The organism is Microcystis sp. M144S2 (assembly GCF_020246065.1).
Taxonomy (GTDB): Bacteria; Cyanobacteriota; Cyanobacteriia; order Cyanobacteriales; family Microcystaceae; genus Microcystis; species Microcystis ichthyoblabe_A.
In genome coordinates this window covers 1-17,832 of sequence record NZ_JADBTR010000003.1, presented here as the reverse complement: position 1 = coordinate 17,832, position 17,832 = coordinate 1, and the positions used below count along the sequence as shown (strand labels likewise).

The following is a 17,832-nucleotide window of genomic DNA, read 5'->3' as shown; positions in this document are numbered from 1 at the left end:
TCCCTGATTCTCTCGTTAGCTTTTTGGCTGAAAGCGATGTATCTGTTTGTAACTGAAGAGCCTCAAAACCTTTACGGACAATGCTTTGAGAGGGTTTGTTCCCCTGTCAGACTCAAAACTGATCACCGATCACTGATAACTGATTCAAGGCTGACGGCTGGTACTATATAATGAAAAACGCTCCTTAGTTAGATATTGAGAAAAACATGGAAGTTATCCCCGCTATTGATATTCTCGATGGCAAATGTGTGCGACTTTATCAGGGAGATTACCAACAATCGCAGGTTTTTAACGATAATCCCGCAATAGTGGCGCGAGAATGGGTCAATCACGGGGCAACCAGATTACATTTAGTTGATTTGGATGGAGCCAAAGAGGGTAAATCGGTTAATTTGTCAACTATTGAAACAATTCTTAATGATATTGCCATTCCCGTACAGGTGGGGGGTGGACTGCGGGATCTAGAAACGGTGAGTAATCTCCTAAAAATCGGGGTAGAAAAGGCGATTTTAGGGACAGTAGCCGTAGAAAAGCCGGAATTAGTCAGCGAACTTTGTCAAAGCTTTCCGGGGCAAATAATTGTCGGTATTGATGCTCGCGATGGCAAAGTAGCCACGCGGGGTTGGTTAGAAACTTCCGAGGTAGAGGCGATCGCTCTTGGTCAAGATATGGCAAAAAGAGGAGCCAGCACGATTATCTACACTGATATTCATCGAGATGGCACGCTTTCTGGCCCTAATCTCGCCGCTTTGCGAGAATTAGCCGAATCTGTCGAGATTCCCGTGATCGCCTCTGGGGGCATTAGTTCCCTGACGGACTTACTGAGTTTATTGTCTTTGGAACCTTTAGGAGTAACGGGAGTAATCGTGGGCCGCGCTCTTTATACCGGTGCAGTTAACCTCTCGGAAGCGATTAGCGCGATCGGTTCAGGCCGTTGGCAGGATGTACCCCCGAATTTTTTCGCTTAACGGACTTGTTTGAGAGTATCCACCTGTTTATTGAACATATCGGTAAATAGTCCCAAAACGGTGCGATTTTCATTGACTTTGATGTTGACACTCACGGACATCCCCGATTGCAGCGGTAGAGTGGATTGATTTTTCAAAACTAACTCTTGACTGTTCAAGCGTACCCGGACGGGGAACCGATAAAAACGGTGATTTTCGTCGGGAGGTAAAGCATCGGAACCGATCGAGATTACTTCTCCCTTAATATCGCCGTATTCACTGTAGGAAAAGGAATCAATGCGAATATCGGCTTTTTGTCCCACGCGCACAAAACCGATGTCTTGGTTAGTCACGTCCACCTCTGCCACTAAACAACCTTTAGCGGCATCTTTCACCTCGGTGGGACAGCCATCGGGAACAAGTTTTAATAATGCTTCCGCTTGACTCGGTTGGGGAACAAACCCGGGCCGGGCCTTGAGATCAAAGACCACACCATCGATGGGGGCGGTAATTTTTTGATATTTAATGGTCTGTTGTGCTTGACTAATTTGACTGTCTAGTTCGGCAATGCGCTTGTTGTTATCAATGATAATGCGACTGATTTGACTATCGATTTCAGCGATCCGTTTGTGATTGTCCGCCATTTTATCGCGCACATCTTTTTCCGTGATTACTGTGGTATTAATCAGCTTTTCTCGCGCTTGGGAGATCAACAGGAAATAACGCTTTTCTTCCTGTTCCAAACGGGAAATTTCGGCGATGCGGGTTTGTACTTCTTTCTCTTGTTTTTCTCGATCGATTTTGCCGTTAGCTTCTTGCTGCTGCAATTCATTTTGACGGTCAGTGACCGACTGTTTTTGCTTGTTAATCTGATAACGGGCGATCGCTCCTTCATCCCCCAAGGGTTCAATATCCTTAAGAATATTACGCTCGATATCCAAGCTTTCTTGGCCCTGTTTCATCGAATTGGCATTACGAGTCTTAATTTCTTCTAAGACGAAGCGATCATTGATTAATTGCGAGCGGGCATCGGCCAACTGTACCCTAGTTTGGGCCAATTGTTTTTCTAGTTGTTCCATTTCCAATCTAGCGGCCGCTTGTCGAGAATTGGCCTCCCGTCGAGCAGCCCCTAAACGAGCTAATTCATCCCCTTGTAAAGCAGAGCTAGAAGCACCTTCACTAACCTGTGCTTGATAAAGTTGATTTTCTGTCACCAAAGCGGCACGATTACGGGCTAAATCGGCGATTTCACTCGGTAATTTTAATTGAGCGATCGAACTTTCCACTGCTGCCGGTGTCAGATCCTGCGCCATTAAGAGACGATAGAATTGATTTTCCTTCTCAGCACTGGTGCGAATTTTTCTCAAGGATTCTAACTGCACTTGCGAGGCACTGGAATCCATTAAAACCAGTACATCACCTTTGTTAACTCGATCGCCGTCTTTAACTTTAACTTCCTGTACTACCCCATTCACCGGTGCTTGTACTTCTTGCACTTTGCCCTGGGGTTTAAGTTGTCCTTGAGCGCCGACCACCTGCTCGATTTTGGCGAGCGCTGACCAAATTAAAGCGGCAGTGGTGACACTCATTAATGTCCAGATAATTGTCCGCGACCAAATGGGTGATTGTTTCAGGATCACCGATTGTTCCGGTGGGCTGAAAGTGGGTAAAGAAGGGGTAATACTTTTATTTTTCGTGGTAGTAGCCACGTTTTTACCCGCTTGGGTCAGTTCATCGCTTTTAGCGTTGCCGTTGCCCTTTTGACCGTTGTTAGAATTACCGTTCATGGGGATTCTCCTATATTTAGGGTTTGCTGAAAAAGTTTTTCGTGGGTGTAGGGTGTGGGGTGTAGGGTGTGGGCTTCGGCCGTGAGCTCAGCGTTCGACTGAGCTCACGCCGAAGTCCGAACGGGTGTGGGGTGTTGGGGTTTTGGGGTATTAGTTGAAACTTCCCCATTTCCCCATTTCCCCATTTCCCTATCCCCTATCCCCTAATCCCTGTCTCCCGACTGACTAGATTTGCGAATCCTGTTGTTTATAGAGGGTATAGTAAAGGCCTTTTTTCGCCATTAACTCCTCGTGGGTGCCTTCCTCCGCTACTGTCCCTTTATCCATCATGACAATAATATCGGCGGATTTAATCGAAGCTAAACGATGGGTAATAAAAAAGACCGTGTGATCCTTGAAAACTTCCTTGAGATTCAGAAACACTTGCCGTTCGGTATTATAGTCGAGGGCGCTGGTGGCCTCATCAAGAATGAGAATTTGCGGTCTTTGCAGGACGGAACGAGCGATCGCAACCCGTTGTCGTTGTCCCCCCGATAGGGATGCCCCCCGTTCACCGACGCGGGTATTATAGCCATTGGGCAGGGTCATAATAAATTCGTGGGCCGCCGCCGTTTTTGCTGCCGAGACAATTTCCTCCACAGTCGCATCGGGGTTAGTCAGGGCGATATTTTCCTGTACCGTACCGTCAAATAATAGGGTTTCTTGGGGAACCATGCCGATTTGACGACGCAGGGAATAGAGTTCCACTTTGTTGATATCATAGCCATCGATGAGAATCCGTCCCGATTCTGGTTCGTAGAGACGGGCCAATAGTTTAGTGATGGTACTTTTCCCAGCGCCACTTTCTCCCACCAAAGCGACAAAAGTGCCAGCGGGGAATTCTAAATTGATGTTGTATAGTTGCAGGGCGCCGTGGGGATTGAAGCGGAAAGCGAGGTTTTCGTAGGTGACAGTGCCTTTAATTAAGGGCATGGGGATATTTTGGCGATCAAGTTCCGCTTCTTGGGGAGTATCGACGATATCAGCCAATCTTTCCAGGGATAAGCCGGTTTCTTGGAAGTTTTGCCAGAGTTGGGTCAAACGCAGAATCGGCGAGGTAACGTAGGAAGAGATAATCCGGAAGGCGATTAATTGACCAAGGGTGAGTTTTCCGTCTAAAACTAAGGCCGCTCCCACCCATAGCACTAATAAACCCGATAATTGGTTAAAGAAGTGACTAAAGGAACCGGCCAAAGTTGAGGTCATTACCGTTTGAAAACCTTCGGCCACATAGCGAGCATAACGTTCTTGCCACTGCCAACGGGAACGCAATTCGATATTCTGTGCTTTTACTGTTTGGATTCCCGTCATTACCTCCACTAGATAGGATTGGGTTTCGGCGTTTCGTTCCGCTTTTGCTCGCAGTTGTCGCCGCACGATCGGTGCGAAAATAGCTGTGCAGAGAACTAAAATCGGCACGACTCCCAGGGCCCAAACGGTTAGAATCGGGCTATAGATCAACATAACCACGATGTAGATAACCGAGAAAATGGCATCTAACACCACCGTTAGGGCTGTACCTGTTAAAAACTGCCGAATATTCTCTAATTCGTTGATTCTTGTCGAAATTTCCCCCACTGGCCGCCGTTCAAAGTATTTCAGGGGTAAACGCAGCAAGTGATCGATAATTTCTGAACCGAGGGTCATGTCGATGCGGTTAGTGGTATCGACAAAAAGGGATGTCCTCAAAAAGGTTAAAATTCCCTCAAAAACGGCAATGACTAAGAGGAAAACCCCGAGGGTGTTCAAGGTTTCCGGGCTATTCTGCACGATCACTTTATCGATGATCACCTGAATCATCAAGGGATTGGCCAGGGCAAATAACTGCACGAAGAAAGAAGCGATAAAAACTTCTATTAAGACTCGTTTATGTTTCTTGACAGAGGGCCAAAACCATGATAAACCAAAACGCTGTTGCTGGGTGTGTTTGGTGGGTTTGAGCAGAATTACTTGCCCTTTTTCGTCCCAAGATTCCAGAAATTCGCTGGTTTTGCGTTTAATTATCCCCCGTTCGGGAACAGCGATCGTGGTTTCCCGTTGATTAATTTCGTAGAGGATAACGATGGTGTCTTGCCAGCGAATTAGGGCAGGAGGGTTGATATTGGGCAAGGAAGAAGCATTTAGGGGTACTAATTGGCTATCGAGTCCCACTAACTCAGCCACAGCCCCACACAGAGGTAGGGAAAGGCTGCCGGTTCTTTGCAGTTGATCCCCTAGAATGCGTTGGATCACGTCCTTGCGAAAGGGGATATTAAAATATTTGCAGAGCATCTGAAAACAGGCACTCACCGCCTCTAGTTCCGTTTTTCCCCTGAAAAAGGGATAGGATTTCCGGTTTTTCTCGACAGTTTTTTCAACGTCGATATCGCTGGTGATGTCGCTTATTCTTCCTTGGGGGATATCTAATACCTGGGTGGGTTTATTTCCCTTAATGACTTGGGTTTCCCAGATATCATCCGTTTCTGTTTCCGCAGCCGCTTCGGTTTCAACTGTCAAGAACTTGTCTAACTGGTCGGAGGAAAGACCTAATAAGCGCGTGCTAGTCGGATTATTTTGGGTGATAACTGTGCCGATAGGATAATTATCGCTATTTTCGCTGACTAACCAGAGATAATCATCGTTAATTTGGTCGTAGGACACACAAGCTTTGTTTAAAAGAGCCTGTGCAATTTCTTTCAGGTCTCCCCCACCCCAGGCCTGTTGATTGAGATAGGAGCCTAGGGTCGCATAAACTTCAGCGATCGAGGTTTGTTGAAAGAAATATTGCTTAAATTCGGGATAATTATTGATTAAAGACCAAAAATCCTCTTCTTTTAAGGTTAAACAGACAGTGACTTCCGAAGAAGCGATCACCGTTTCACAGGGGCTACCGCGCAGAAGACTCATCCACCCGAATAAATCCCCCGGCTGCAATTTAGCCAAAGTAACCGGCAGCGGATTGTTAACCCTAGCATCGTAACCCAAAAGTCTGGCCTCTCCCTCGTAGAGAAGGACGAGGTGGGAGGGTAAGCGATCGCACTTGAGTATGGCATTGCCCATCTCATAGCGAAAGGGTTGTAATTTCTGACCGAGGGAACGTCTAACCTCGACGGGCAGGCGATCAAAGGGCTGTACAGTCTCCAGAAAGGCGGTAAAATTTAAGGTGGTATAACTCATTAGCTAGGCGAAAATTAACTAAGTTGGCAAATAAGTAGGCGAAAAGACCGGGTAAACCCAGTTTTCCAAGGAATGCTATATAACCGATAACTGCTCGCTATTAACTGGGGCTTGCCCTGAGCTTTGTCGAAGGGTTGATTCGGAGATAAATTTTACTGTTTGCATTTGAGTCATTAACCATTGTTGGAATAAATCATTGCGTAAGCGTTGACGGGTGGGAGGATCGAGTTCACAGGATAAGTATTTTTCCAGCCGCACAATCACGACCCATTCTCCCACTTGCGTCGGTGGCCACACTTGCCCCGGTTTACTTGCTTTGAGAATTTGCCCGATCTGGGGATGAGGAGTGCTCAGTTCCACGGGTCCAAGCAGTCCTCCGGTTTCCGCTTCTGCTCCTTGGGAATATTTTTTGGCTAGTTCAGCGAAGCTATTTTCTCGATCCCGTATCCGGAAAAATAGTTCTTGGGCAATGCCAAGATTTTTTGTCCGAATCAGCGAATAAACCACCTTATCCAATTGATTTTTAACTTGCAAGAAGTAGGATTCTACTTTGTTATCCCAAGTCTCCTGTTTAAATTTTTCCAATTTAATGTCCCGAAGAATTAGATATTCTAGTTGTTCGGAATCCATCCCGTTTTGTTGTAACCAAGATTTCATTTGTTCATCGTTGGCAATTTGATTATTTTGATAGAAACGGGAATAGGCGGCGTTTCTTTCTTCGGGATTGCATCCGATATTGGCGATCGCTTGCTCGATAATTACTTCCCGGAATAACTGGGGTAACATACCATATTTTGCCAAAAGAGGCAATACCTCTGACTCGCTAATTTTTTGGTCGCCGATTTCAATAATTGAACTCATAATAAATACATTTTCCTCACAGAAATGTTTAAAACTATCAACTCTAGGAGCTTCTAAATTTTATTGAGGTGATTATACGTCAAAACAGCAATTTCAAGGAACTCCCCCCTATTCTAATTTGAGTTTTCCCCCGTGAAAGCCGAAAATTACAGAAATTAAACAAATAAGTCGGTCATCTTGGCGGGGATGGTGAGGGGAATTGGTTCGGCCGATCGGCCTGCCCAAAATGCTGCTCAGAAACCCCTAATTAGGGCTGGCTGAATAAATCTAAAAACCTTGTTGGCTAAGACTTTTAGACTTTTTTGAGCTCCAAAAGTGCCAGGCCTAGGAGTGATCAGGGGGGGGGAAATTCAGGTACTTTTTCCCTGAAAATCGGTAAACCCCCACACCCTGCCGCCAGGAAAGACTGTTTCAGCCAACCCTAATTGTGCCTCTAATTGACTAGAATAGACTTCTTGCAGAAATTGGGGAAGGGGGAAAGGGGAAATTTTAACCCTTAACCCTATATTCTATAATATGCAACCCTTTTACCTGCATTTGCGGAAAATTTTTTGATTTATGCAAGAGTTCTAATGATAAGATATTAGGTATGGCTGCCTTGGAGAGGTGGCAGAGTGGTTGATCGCGCTCGACTTGAAATCGAGTAACCAGCAATGGTTCGTGGGTTCAAATCCCACCCTCTCCGTACTCAACCAATCAAATTCGGACTCCGGTTGCCCGATTGTTCGTAGAGAGGGGAAAATAAAATATACTAGGCTAAAAGGATAATATTGAGGCAGTAGCCCCCCGGCATGGTTTTTTGGAAAAGATTGTTTAATAGCTCGGAAGTCACTGCACCACCTGACTATTCGGGAGACTTGGTAGAGGTTGCCCAGAATGACCTCGGACAGACGCGAGTGTTTTTTAGTACCGATCGAGAGCTAGATCTATATGAGTTAGAAGAACTTTGTGACTCGGTGGGTTGGGCTCGTCGTCCTTTACGGAAAGTTAAAAAGGCGATCGAATGTAGTTTTTTAGTGGTGTCGATGTGGGAAGTGCGAGGTAATCGCCGTCGTTTAGTGGGTTTTGCTCGTGCCACTTCCGATCACGCTTTTAATGCTACAGTCTGGGATGTGGTTGTTCATCCTCACTATCAAAGTAAAGGCTTTGGTAAAGCATTAATGAAATTTATGATTAGGAAGTTGCGGGGTGAGGATATCAGTAATATAACTCTTTTCGCCGATCCGCAGGTGGTGGATTTCTATCGTCGTCTCGGTTTTGTTCTCGATCCCGAAGGTATCAAAGGGATGTTTTGGTATCCCGATTAATAATGCGGCTCTTAGGCTATACTAAAAAAGGAGTTTATTTCGGGATGTAGCGCAGCTTGGTAGCGCGCCTGCTTTGGGAGCAGGATGCCGCAGGTTCAAATCCTGTCATCCCGACTTGAGAAAAAATTCTTAAAATCTTAACTTTGTCTCCTTTCCGGTTGACAAAAAAGGCTGCCTTCTTTTATTGCCAAACGGAGGTGAGTTAGCCAGAAAATTAGGGAGTTTGGGGAGAGAAGCAGGAGATTTTTGGGGGATAACAAGGGTTTTTCTCTAGAAAAATTGCCCTTGCCTCCCCGTGTCTCCCACTGCTCCTTGTAATATCTCCACAGACGATTATTCTTCTTCGTAATCCTCCTCGAAATCGTCCTCTCCCCCTTCCTCATCGACTTCTGACCAGCTGTCGCTGATGGGTTGGCGACTAAAGCGACTGCTGCCGCGGGAAGATAGGAAAGCCATCTCATCATCCTCTAAATCGACCACATCACCCTCAGCGTAGGCGCGAGCGGTCTGATCGTCAAGAATCATATCGCTATCGTCACTACTATCGCCGAAACCGGGACGAGGGGGGAAACCGATACCGCCGGGGGCAGCGTAATAACCACGATTGTTGTTGTAGTTATATTCCTCCTCTGGGGGGGTGTAATCGCTGATCCCCGCCATGTTTTCGTGGGCATTGAAGCCAGTACCCGCCGGAATCAGACGACCGATAATCACGTTTTCCTTGAGACCGCGTAACCAGTCGGACTTGCCTTCGATCGCTGCTTCGGTGAGGACGCGGGTGGTTTCTTGGAAGGAGGCGGCACTGATAAAGCTATCGGTATTCAGGGAAGCTTTGGTGATCCCCAGTAGTACGGGCGTATATTTAGCCGCCGCCCCACCGGTGATCGACATGGCTTCATTTACCGTCTCCACCTGTCGCAGTTCCAACAATTCCCCGGGCAACATACTGGTGTCGCCACCGTCATCGATCCGCACCTTAGAGGTCATCTGACGCACGATCACTTCGATGTGTTTATCGGCAATATCGATCCCTTGGGATTGGTAAACCGACTGTACCTGATCAACGAGGAACATCTGGGTTTTTTCCAAGGCTTTCAGGGCCGCTTCGTAACTGCCCAGGCTATCCACATAATAATTAAAGAACACCTCTAAAATCTCGTGGGGATTAGCCTGACCATCGGTTAACGCCTGACCCACATCAATACGCTGATTATCGCTCACCAGGGGGTTTTGACTGCCTAAAAGCGGATATTCACTGATCGTGCCGTCATCCTCGACCACCTTAATATCGACAATCTCAGAATCTTGGTACTCCACTTGACAAACTCCCGGTTTGCGTGCTAAGACACAGGCCTCTTTCGGTTTACGCGCTTCGAGCAGTTCTTCGATTCTCGGTAAACCTTGAATGATATCCCCGGTTTTTGAGCGCTCAAACACCAACAGCACCAAATTATCGCCCCGTTGGACTAAATCCCCCTCATCGATGTGCAGAATGGCCCCGGCCGATACTCGGTAGGGTCGGGCGCTACGCAGACGGATTTCGTAGCCGGTGGCGGTTTGGTCAACGGCCAGCACTTGACCGGAATTGGGGGCTAAAACTCCGGCACCGATCTCGGTTTCGGCGATCACCAGATCCCCGGCTTTGACGGTGGGAGCAACAGCCTTGCCCTGAGCTACGTCGAAGGGGAGCGGGAGAGTAAACTCGTCACGGTCACTGACAATTAAAAGACGGCGTACCGCTTCGCTACCCTTGCGAATCCCGCGAATTTCTCCAACTTCCTTGCACTGAATCTCCGTCCGGGCCACCACTGCCCCCGGTGGAATTTCATCGCCATCTTGGACGAGAACGCGGGTCTGAATATTACCCCCCAAAGGATCATTATCACTATCCCGACGCAGCACCAGAGATTCAAGAATGACTAACTGTAAACGCTGACAATCCCTGTCCTCAATCGGTTCTAACTCGATATCTGCCGTCAGATGGGAGACCGATTCTGGTTCTTCGCTAGAAATTTCTAGGACTAATTGGGTGCTGATCAGTTGACAACCCTCGACGGATTTAACTCTTTCCCCGTCTTTAAAGAAAATGCGCTGTACCGATCGCAGTTCGATATGTCGTCCTCCTTCTTGGTTAGCGGAACCTTGGGTGGGAGAAGTGGATTGGTCTTGTACGGTGAACTCCTGTACTGGTCGCAGTAGTAAACCCAAACCCTCGTTAGTTTCCACCCATTCCGCTTGCCGTAACTCCTCGATCGTGACTTCGGGGGTTAACTGTGTCCCGGGGTAAATTAACTGTTCTTGGGCAATTCCGGAGGATTCCGGTTCGAGATCCATAAATAACAGCCCCGGTTTGACAATGATCTCCCGGAGGATGTCATTTTTCTGGATGACTTCCACCACACCGCTAGAGTTACAGAAGATGTCTTTAACCACTTCTTCCCCTGCTTCCACATACTGCCCATCTTCCACCTGTAAGAGGGAGATATCTTTATTGACTTCGTGGGTTTCTTCGGGAATCCAGAGGATCGTGCCGCCTTTGGTGATTTCATAACCCTGTTTACGGCTGCCTTTGGCGACTTCAATATCGACATATTTAATCATGCCGCCGGTGTGGGTTTGATAGCGATCATCGATTAACTCGGCGACAATGGCATGATTCTGTACTTTTGTCCCCGGAGTGGTTTTCAGCAGGAAGCTTTGACCATCTCCCGTATGAATAATAAACTGTTCCCGACCGGCACTACTTTCTACTTTTACTTCGGCCTGATCCAAAGACACGGAAGCGGTGACGATATCGATTTCCCGGCTATTGGGGGCTAAACGCACCAAACCGCCGTTAGTGGATACCAGCTTAGTTTCCGCTAGAACATCTCCCACTTCTACTTTATCGCCGTTACTGACCACGGGTTCGGCCCCGGTTGGCAGGTTATACACTTCTCCGGAAAGAATCCATAGTAATCCCCCCCGTTGGGCGATGCGGGTGGTGTTGCCTTGGCGATCGGTTTTTTCCTCTGGGACTAATTGGGAGAATAGCACCTCGCCAGCTAAGTCACTGGTTACGTCTTTTGTGGCTTTTTCCGTGGATTTTTGGACTTTATCGGAGGTAATTTCCGCTAGTAACTGTTCCTCGCTTACTGTTTCCCCATCGGTGACGAATAGCAGCGAACCAGGAGTCAAAGAGTAGGTGACAGTTTCTTTAGTTTTATCCTTGGGTGTTAATTTAATTTCCCCTGGGGCCTCCACCTGATCCCGTTCATCCCCGTGGCGAGTTCGCACGTTACGGATACTTAACCCCGGCAGAAAACGCACGGTTCCCTCGAAGGGACTTCGCACTTGCCGGGCTACTTCTCCGGTAAATACGCCCCCGGTGTGGAAGGTACGCATGGTTAACTGAGTCCCCGGTTCCCCGATCGATTGGGCGGCAATAATTCCCACTGCTTCCCCCATATCTACCGGATGACCGTGGGCCAGACTCCAACCGTAACAGGTTTGGCAAACCGAGCGGGCTGCTTCACAGGTTAAGGGGCTGCGGACTTTGATTTTATCCACCAGTTTGCCCAGTTTTTCCGCCGTTTCATCATCGATAATCTGGTTGCGGGTGGCGATCACTTCTCCATTGACCACCACATCTTCAGCCAGGGAACGACCTAATAGGCGATCGCTTAGGGGAATTAACACGCGATCGCCATCGGTCATGGCGGTTAATTCGATGTAACGATTGGTGCCACAATCGGCCTCGCGGACGATGACATCTTGGGACACATCGACGAGACGACGGGTCAGATAACCGGAATCTGCCGTCCGTAGGGCTGTATCAACTAAACCTTTGCGGGCCCCGTAGGAGGAAATAACGTATTCGGTAACGGTCAATCCTTCCCGGAAGTTAGTCTTAATCGGGAGGTCGATAATTTCCCCCTGGGGATTAGCCATTAATCCCCGCATTCCCACTAACTGACGCACTTGGCTCATATTACCCCGCGCTCCAGAGAAAGCCATCATATAGACGGAGTTGAGGGGATCGGTAACTTGGAAGTTGCGAATTACTTCATCCTTAAGTGATTCAGATGTACTATTCCAAGTGTCAATTACTTTTTGGAAGCGTTCCACTTCGGTGATTTCCCCGCGCACATAACGCTGTTCGGTTTGCCGGATTTCCTGTTCGGCACTTTCGATCATTTGTCGTTTAGCCGGCGGTACGGTTAAATCATCCACACTAATGGAAACCCCTGCTTTGGTAGCGAAACGAAAACCGAGGTTTTTCAATTCATCGGCCATTTGTGAACAGCGCGCCGAACCGTAGTTTTGATAGGCCCAAGCGATCAGTTTTTTTAGTTTTCCTTTGTCAACAGTTTGGTTATAAAACATCTCGATCCGGGTAACAAGTAAACAGCTATTAGCTATCAGCATTCAGCATTCAGCTATCAGTTAGAAAAGGGAACAGGAAACAGGGAATAGGGAACGGGGAATAGGCAAATTTTTACTTTACTGTCCTTTTTTTTGGCTTTTTCCTTGAAAATTCTCTCCTGTCTCCTGACTGGAAAGAGGGTGTAGGGTGTGGGCTTCGGCCGTGAGCTCAGCCGAACGGGTGTGGGGTGTGGGGAAAGAAACCTCTTTCATCTCTGGTGGTGAAAATTTTTTCATCGGGACTGACTCCTGACTTCTCACTGATAACTGATAACTGATAACTGAAATTACACTTCCGATTCTTCTTCCTCAAGGTCTTCCGTGGTTAAGGATTCGTAGGTGGGGCGAGAGGGGGCGCGACGGCCGACATCGACCATCAGATCCACCTCCACATCGCGGGAAGTACCATCGGGGGCATTTTCCACCTTGTGAACGGCGATATCGAGGCCGAGGGATTGCAATTCTCGCATCAAAACCTTAAAGGATTCTGGCGTACCTGGGCGGGGGATCGGCTTGCCTTTTACGATCGCATTTAAAGCCTCGTTCCGTCCTTGCATATCATCGGACTTCACCGTTAGCAATTCCTGCAAGGTATAGGCCGCCCCGTAGGCCTCCAGGGCCCAGACTTCCATTTCTCCGAAGCGCTGGCCTCCCTGTTGAGCTTTACCGCCCAAGGGTTGCTGAGTAACCAAGGAGTAGGGACCGGTAGAACGGGCGTGAATTTTATCATCAACCAGGTGAACCAGTTTTAACATATAGGCCATACCGACGGTAACGGGACGGTCAAAGGGTTCGCCGGTGCGACCATCATAGACGGTGACTTTGCCGGCGTGTTCCTCCTTGAACACCCAATCGCGATTAGGTTTTTTCGAGGCATTTTCTAGCAATCCGTGGACGGTTAAACGGCTGGCTTCTTCCCCATACATTTCATCAAAGGGAGTAATCTTAAAGCGCACGCCCAGATTTTCGCCAGCCCAACCCAGTAAACATTCAAACACCTGACCGACGTTCATGCGACTGGGAACCCCTAGGGGATTGAGAACGATATCGACGGGACGACCATCGGGGAGGTAGGGCATATCTTCCAGGGGCAGAATCCGAGAAATAATCCCTTTATTGCCGTGACGACCCGCCATTTTATCGCCCACTTGGATTTTGCGTTTTTGGGCAACATAGACCCGCACCACCATATTGGCTCCGGGGGGCAATTCATCCCCCTGTTCGCGGGTAAATACCCGCACATCTACTACCCGGCCTTTTTCGCCGTTGGGGACGCGCAGGGAGTTATCGCGTACATCCCGTGCCTTTTCGCCGAAAATTGCCCGCAGTAGTTTTTCTTCAGGAGGTTGGTCTGATTCGCCTTTCGGGGTGACTTTCCCGACGAGGATATCGCTGGCTTCTACCCAGGCACCGACGCGAATAATGCCGCGTTCATCGAGGTTTCGCAGGGCATCTTCACCGACGTTAGGAATTTCCCTGGTGATTTCCTCAGGTCCGAGTTTAGTTTGACGGGCTTCGATTTCGTATTTTTCGATGTGGATACTGGTATAGACATCTTGAGCCACCAGTCTTTCACTGATTAAAATCGCGTCTTCGTAGTTATAGCCTTCCCAGGGCATATAGGCGACGAGGATATTCTGGCCGAGGGCGATTTCTCCTCCTTCGGTGGCGGAACCATCGGCGAGGATCTGCCCCGGCACAACTTGTTCCCCTTGATAGACCAAAGGACGCTGATTTAGGCAGGTATCTTGGTTAGAGCGTTGATATTTTTGAATTTCGTACTCGATCTCGCTCTTGCCGAAAATCTCTTTGTCTTCATCCGCCACTTTGATGCGAATCCGGTTAGCATCGACGTAGGAAACGACCCCATTGGTACGGGAAACGATGACCATGCCGGAGTCGCGAGCAGCCTGTGCTTCCAATCCCGTTCCCACAAGGGGACGTTCGGGACGCAGCAGGGGAACTGCTTGTCGTTGCATATTAGAACCCATGAGGGCGCGGTTAGCGTCGTCGTGTTCGAGGAAGGGAATCAGGGAAGTGGCCACCGAGACAATTTGGACGGGGGAAACGCAAACGTAGTCCACTTGTTCGGGGGAAGTGGTGGAGAATTCCTGCCGATAGCGCACTGGGATAGTTTCGCCGAGGATATAACCATTTTCATCGGTGGCCACATCTCCCGGCGCTACCCGGAGATCGTCTTCTTCGTCGGCGGTGAGGTATTTAACGGGGAGATCATAGCGGACTCGGCCATTTTCCACCACATAACAGGGGGTTTCAATAAAACCGTAGTCGTTGACGCGGGCGTAGGTGGCTAGGGACCCGATTAAACCGGCGTTGGGACCTTCTGGGGTTTCCACCGGACAAATGCGACCGTGGTGGGAGGGGTGGATGTCGCGCACGGCAAAACCGGCCCGTTCCCGGGTGAGACCGCCAGGGCCAAGGGCGGAAATGCGGCGTTTATGGGTCAATTCCGCTAGGGGGTTGGTTTGATCCATGAACTGGGAGAGTTGCGAGGAACCAAAGAATTCTTTAATCGCCGCTACTAGGGGTTTCGGGTTGACTAGGGAAGCGGGGGTGAGGTTTTGGGATTCGCTGACGGTCATCCGTTCCCGAATGATTCTTTCTAAGCGGTTTAAACCTACTCGCACTTGGTTTTGTAGCAGTTCACCCACGGAACGGACGCGACGGTTGCCGAGGTGGTCGATGTCGTCGGTGTTGCCGATGTCAAATTCGAGGTTAATTAGGTAGTCGATCGCCGCTAAGATGTCGGTGGTGGTGAGAACGCGCTGGTTATCAGGGACGTTGAGGCGTAGTTTTTTGTTGAGTTTATAACGACCAACGCGACCGAGATCGTAGCGTTTATTGTCAAAAAAGCGCGATTCGAGCAGTTGTTGTCCGCCGGTGACGGTGGGAGGTTCTCCGGGGCGTAGTTTGCGGTACAGGTCGAGGAGGGACTCTTCTTCGCTGGGATTGCCTTCTTTGTCGAGGGTTTTTTGGTAAAATTCGGGATGGCGTAGGGAGTCAAAGATTTCGTTATCGCTCAATCCGATCGCTTTCAGGAGAACTTGGGCGGATAATTTGCGAGTTTTGTCGATTCTGACCCAGACTAAGCCGTTTTTGTCGGTTTCAAATTTTAACCAAGCTCCTCGGTTGGGAATCAGGGAAGCGGAGTAGGTACGGCGACCGTTTTTGTCGATTTCGGCTTTGTAGTAAACGCCGGGGGAACGGACGATCTGATTGACGATGACTCGTTCGGCCCCGTTAATGATAAAGGTTCCCCGTTCGGTCATCAGGGGTAAATCGCCGATAAAGACTTCCTGTTCGATGTTTTCTCCCGTTTCTTTGTTGATTAAACGGGTGGGAACGTACATCTGAACGGAATAGCTGCTATCGCGTCGTTTGGCCTCATCGACGCTGTATTTTGGTTCTTTGAGTCTGTAGTCCTGGCCGAGGAAATGTAGTTCTAATTTACCTGTATAGTCGCTGATGGGGGAAAAGCTATTCAGTTCCTCGATTAGTCCTTCTTCCAAAAACCACCGAAAACTGGAGTGTTGGATTTCGATGAGGTCGGGTAAGAGGTTAAAGGTAAGATTGTTCATAGGGTTACAAGGGCTGATGACACGATAGCGACGGTCGGGAATTGCTCTCGGAGATCGGGGTTTTTAGGGGTTGGGTGTTGGGGTTTTAGGGTGTTGGGGTTTTAGGGTGTTGGGGTTTTAGGGTTTTAGTTGAATTCCCCCATTTCCCCATTTCCCCGTCCCCTGCTCTGTGCTAATAAACTATGTTTTTTAACTGGGGAGTTGAAATAAGTTGCGGGCGTTCTGGGTGGTTTGTTCGGCTAGGGTTTCGACCGGATAGCCGCGCAGACGGGCGACGGTTTCGGCCACATGGAAGACGAAAGAGGGTTCACAGGGTTTACCGCGGTGGGGATTGGGGGAGAGAAAGGGGCAATCGGTTTCGATCAGTAGGCGATCGCTGGGGACAATTTGGGCGGCAGCTTGCACGGTTTTACTGTTTTTGAAGGTGACAATGCCGCTAAAGCTGATGTAAAAACCCAAATCTAAAAACCATTGAGTTTCTTCGGGGTTGCCAGTCCAGCAGTGCATCACGCCGCGAATTTGTCCCACTTGTTGCCTAAAAGCGCTGATTTCCTCCCGCATGACCGGGGCCGCATCTCGACAATGGATAATCACGGGTTTATCGAGACGATGGGCGATTTCTAATTGCGTCCAAAAGACCTGTTTTTGCTGCTCTTGATTATCCGCCTTATAGAAGTCTAAACCCATTTCCCCGATCGCCACAACGCGCCGATCAGATCGGGCTAGGGATTCGATCTGATCGGCACTATTATCTCGCCATTTTTGGGCATCTAGGGGATGTAAACCGACGGCGAAGGAAATTTCCTCAAATTGATCAGCAATGGCTTTAATCGTCGCAAATTCATCTGGTCCGACACAGGAGTGAACCAGATGAACGACTCCCACACTTCGCCAACGTTCGGAGATAGCGGGCAAGTCGGCTTGCAAAACGTCAAAGTTCAGATGAACGTGCGTATCTATTAATTGCATCGACCCCCGATCGCTTGTTGCGTCTGTCCTGATTACAGCTTACTCGTTTCTTAGGAAGCTTGGCTAACTTTTTGCAAAGCTTTGGCTAAACCAGCTTTTTTTCTTGCACCGTTGTTCCGGTGCAAGACGTTGCGCTTGACGGCTTTATCGATTTTACTGTAAGCTTCTGATAGAGCTTGTTGGGCGCTTTCTAGCCCTTCTGGGCTGGGGTTGGCTCCGTAGGCCGAGACAGCGACAAGACATTTTTTGATCAGGGTTCTTACGGCTGACTTGTACGCTTTGTTGCGTAGACGATTTCTTTCGGAGATTTGGACTCGTTTGAGTGCAGACTTTGTATTAGCCACAGTCGTTTCTTGTTCTCAATACTGGTATGGTTAATCGGGACACAGACAAACCATAATAACAGATTTGTGCTATTTGTTGCAAGAGTTTTCTGGACAAGATTGGGGCAACTCCAGAGACGGGGAAGGATTGAGGGTTAAGGGGACTGCCAAACCTAAATTCACGTTCAGGGGATTTTGCCGTGACTGTGCCGATAACTATGGCCAAACTTGTCCTGAGGGGCTAAAGTGTGCTATAAGCAGTCAGACCCTTTCAGGGTCTTTATTCTTTCCGATTAGGTAAATTACTGATGACTGAAGCTAAACGCGCCCTAATTACCGGCATCACCGGTCAAGATGGTTCCTATCTGAGCGAATTATTATTAGAAAAAGGTTACGAAGTCCACGGTATCATCCGTCGTACTTCAACTTTTAACACCGAT

At 48.5% G+C, this 17,832-nt stretch carries 11 protein-coding genes and 2 tRNA genes; 5 read left to right on the top strand and 8 right to left on the bottom strand.

Features of this window, described 5'->3' with window-relative positions; all coding sequences use genetic code 11:
• The first annotated feature begins 206 nt into the window (after positions 1-206).
• Positions 207-968: a 1-(5-phosphoribosyl)-5-[(5-phosphoribosylamino)methylideneamino]imidazole-4-carboxamide isomerase gene (gene hisA / locus IM462_RS00175; protein ID WP_287702704.1), complete on the top strand. Its 762-nt coding sequence runs from the start codon at positions 207-209 to the stop codon at positions 966-968.
• Here the strand turns inward: hisA and IM462_RS00170 are convergent.
• From IM462_RS00170 to IM462_RS00160, 3 genes are all read right to left on the bottom strand, one after another.
• The gene (locus IM462_RS00170; protein ID WP_287702702.1) at positions 965-2,734 is read right to left on the bottom strand and encodes a beta-barrel domain-containing protein; all 1,770 of its coding nucleotides are present in this window, start codon (positions 2,732-2,734) and stop codon (positions 965-967) included. The two genes, hisA and IM462_RS00170, sit on opposite strands and share 4 nt — an antisense overlap.
• A 225-nt stretch (positions 2,735-2,959) precedes the next feature.
• Entirely contained in the window at positions 2,960-5,929 is a 2,970-nt protein-coding gene (locus IM462_RS00165) for a peptidase domain-containing ABC transporter (protein WP_287702700.1), read from the bottom strand.
• Positions 5,930-6,004: 75 nt separating this feature from the next.
• A complete protein-coding gene (locus tag IM462_RS00160; RefSeq protein WP_287702698.1) occupies positions 6,005-6,790 on the bottom strand; it encodes a peptidylprolyl isomerase in 786 nt (261 codons plus the stop codon).
• A gap of 600 nt (positions 6,791-7,390) precedes the next feature.
• Here IM462_RS00160 and IM462_RS00155 point away from each other — a divergent pair.
• The 3 genes from IM462_RS00155 to IM462_RS00145 all read left to right on the top strand — a co-directional run bounded on the left by IM462_RS00155 (position 7,391) and on the right by IM462_RS00145 (position 8,211).
• Positions 7,391-7,475: transfer RNA gene (locus tag IM462_RS00155), tRNA-Ser, on the top strand.
• A 106-nt stretch (positions 7,476-7,581) separates the two neighbouring features.
• Complete coding sequence (locus IM462_RS00150) at positions 7,582-8,097, top strand: GNAT family N-acetyltransferase (RefSeq protein WP_045359889.1); 516 nt, start codon at positions 7,582-7,584, stop codon at positions 8,095-8,097.
• A 40-nt stretch (positions 8,098-8,137) separates the two neighbouring features.
• Positions 8,138-8,211, top strand: a tRNA-Pro gene (locus IM462_RS00145).
• Between the two features lie 219 nt (positions 8,212-8,430).
• On the opposite strand, the gene IM462_RS00140 is transcribed toward IM462_RS00145, so the two are convergent.
• From IM462_RS00140 to rpsT, 5 genes are all read right to left on the bottom strand, one after another.
• The gene (locus IM462_RS00140; protein ID WP_287702745.1) at positions 8,431-12,462 is read right to left on the bottom strand and encodes a DNA-directed RNA polymerase subunit beta'; all 4,032 of its coding nucleotides are present in this window, start codon (positions 12,460-12,462) and stop codon (positions 8,431-8,433) included.
• 117 nt (positions 12,463-12,579) lie between these two features.
• A complete protein-coding gene (locus tag IM462_RS00135; RefSeq protein ID WP_287702695.1) occupies positions 12,580-12,738 on the bottom strand; it encodes a hypothetical protein in 159 nt (52 codons plus the stop codon).
• A 50-nt stretch (positions 12,739-12,788) separates the two neighbouring features.
• Positions 12,789-16,100 carry a DNA-directed RNA polymerase subunit beta gene (rpoB, locus tag IM462_RS00130; protein ID WP_287702693.1) on the bottom strand — a complete coding sequence of 1,104 codons (3,312 nt, stop codon included), beginning with the start codon at positions 16,098-16,100 and terminating at the stop codon, positions 12,789-12,791.
• A 189-nt stretch (positions 16,101-16,289) separates the two neighbouring features.
• Positions 16,290-17,069, bottom strand: coding sequence for a TatD family hydrolase (locus tag IM462_RS00125; RefSeq protein WP_287702691.1), 780 nt, complete (start codon positions 17,067-17,069; stop codon positions 16,290-16,292).
• A 50-nt stretch (positions 17,070-17,119) separates the two neighbouring features.
• Positions 17,120-17,413: a 30S ribosomal protein S20 gene (gene rpsT / locus IM462_RS00120; protein WP_002737368.1), complete on the bottom strand. Its 294-nt coding sequence runs from the start codon at positions 17,411-17,413 to the stop codon at positions 17,120-17,122.
• A 287-nt stretch (positions 17,414-17,700) separates the two neighbouring features.
• Here rpsT and IM462_RS00115 point away from each other — a divergent pair.
• Positions 17,701-17,832, top strand: a 132-nt coding sequence (locus IM462_RS00115) for a GDP-mannose 4,6-dehydratase (protein ID WP_287702743.1), incomplete at its 3' end; no start/stop codon positions are given.

Coding starts and splice junctions, on each gene's coding strand:
- hisA (WP_287702704.1), top strand. CDS start 207: ATGGAAGTTATCCCCGCTATTGATATTCTCGATGGCAAATGTGTGCGA.
- IM462_RS00170 (WP_287702702.1), bottom strand. CDS start 2,734: ATGAACGGTAATTCTAACAACGGTCAAAAGGGCAACGGCAACGCTAAA.
- IM462_RS00165 (WP_287702700.1), bottom strand. CDS start 5,929: ATGAGTTATACCACCTTAAATTTTACCGCCTTTCTGGAGACTGTACAG.
- IM462_RS00160 (WP_287702698.1), bottom strand. CDS start 6,790: ATGAGTTCAATTATTGAAATCGGCGACCAAAAAATTAGCGAGTCAGAG.
- IM462_RS00150 (WP_045359889.1), top strand. CDS start 7,582: ATGGTTTTTTGGAAAAGATTGTTTAATAGCTCGGAAGTCACTGCACCA.
- IM462_RS00140 (WP_287702745.1), bottom strand. CDS start 12,462: ATGTTTTATAACCAAACTGTTGACAAAGGAAAACTAAAAAAACTGATC.
- IM462_RS00135 (WP_287702695.1), bottom strand. CDS start 12,738: ATGAAAAAATTTTCACCACCAGAGATGAAAGAGGTTTCTTTCCCCACA.
- rpoB (WP_287702693.1), bottom strand. CDS start 16,100: ATGAACAATCTTACCTTTAACCTCTTACCCGACCTCATCGAAATCCAA.
- IM462_RS00125 (WP_287702691.1), bottom strand. CDS start 17,069: ATGCAATTAATAGATACGCACGTTCATCTGAACTTTGACGTTTTGCAA.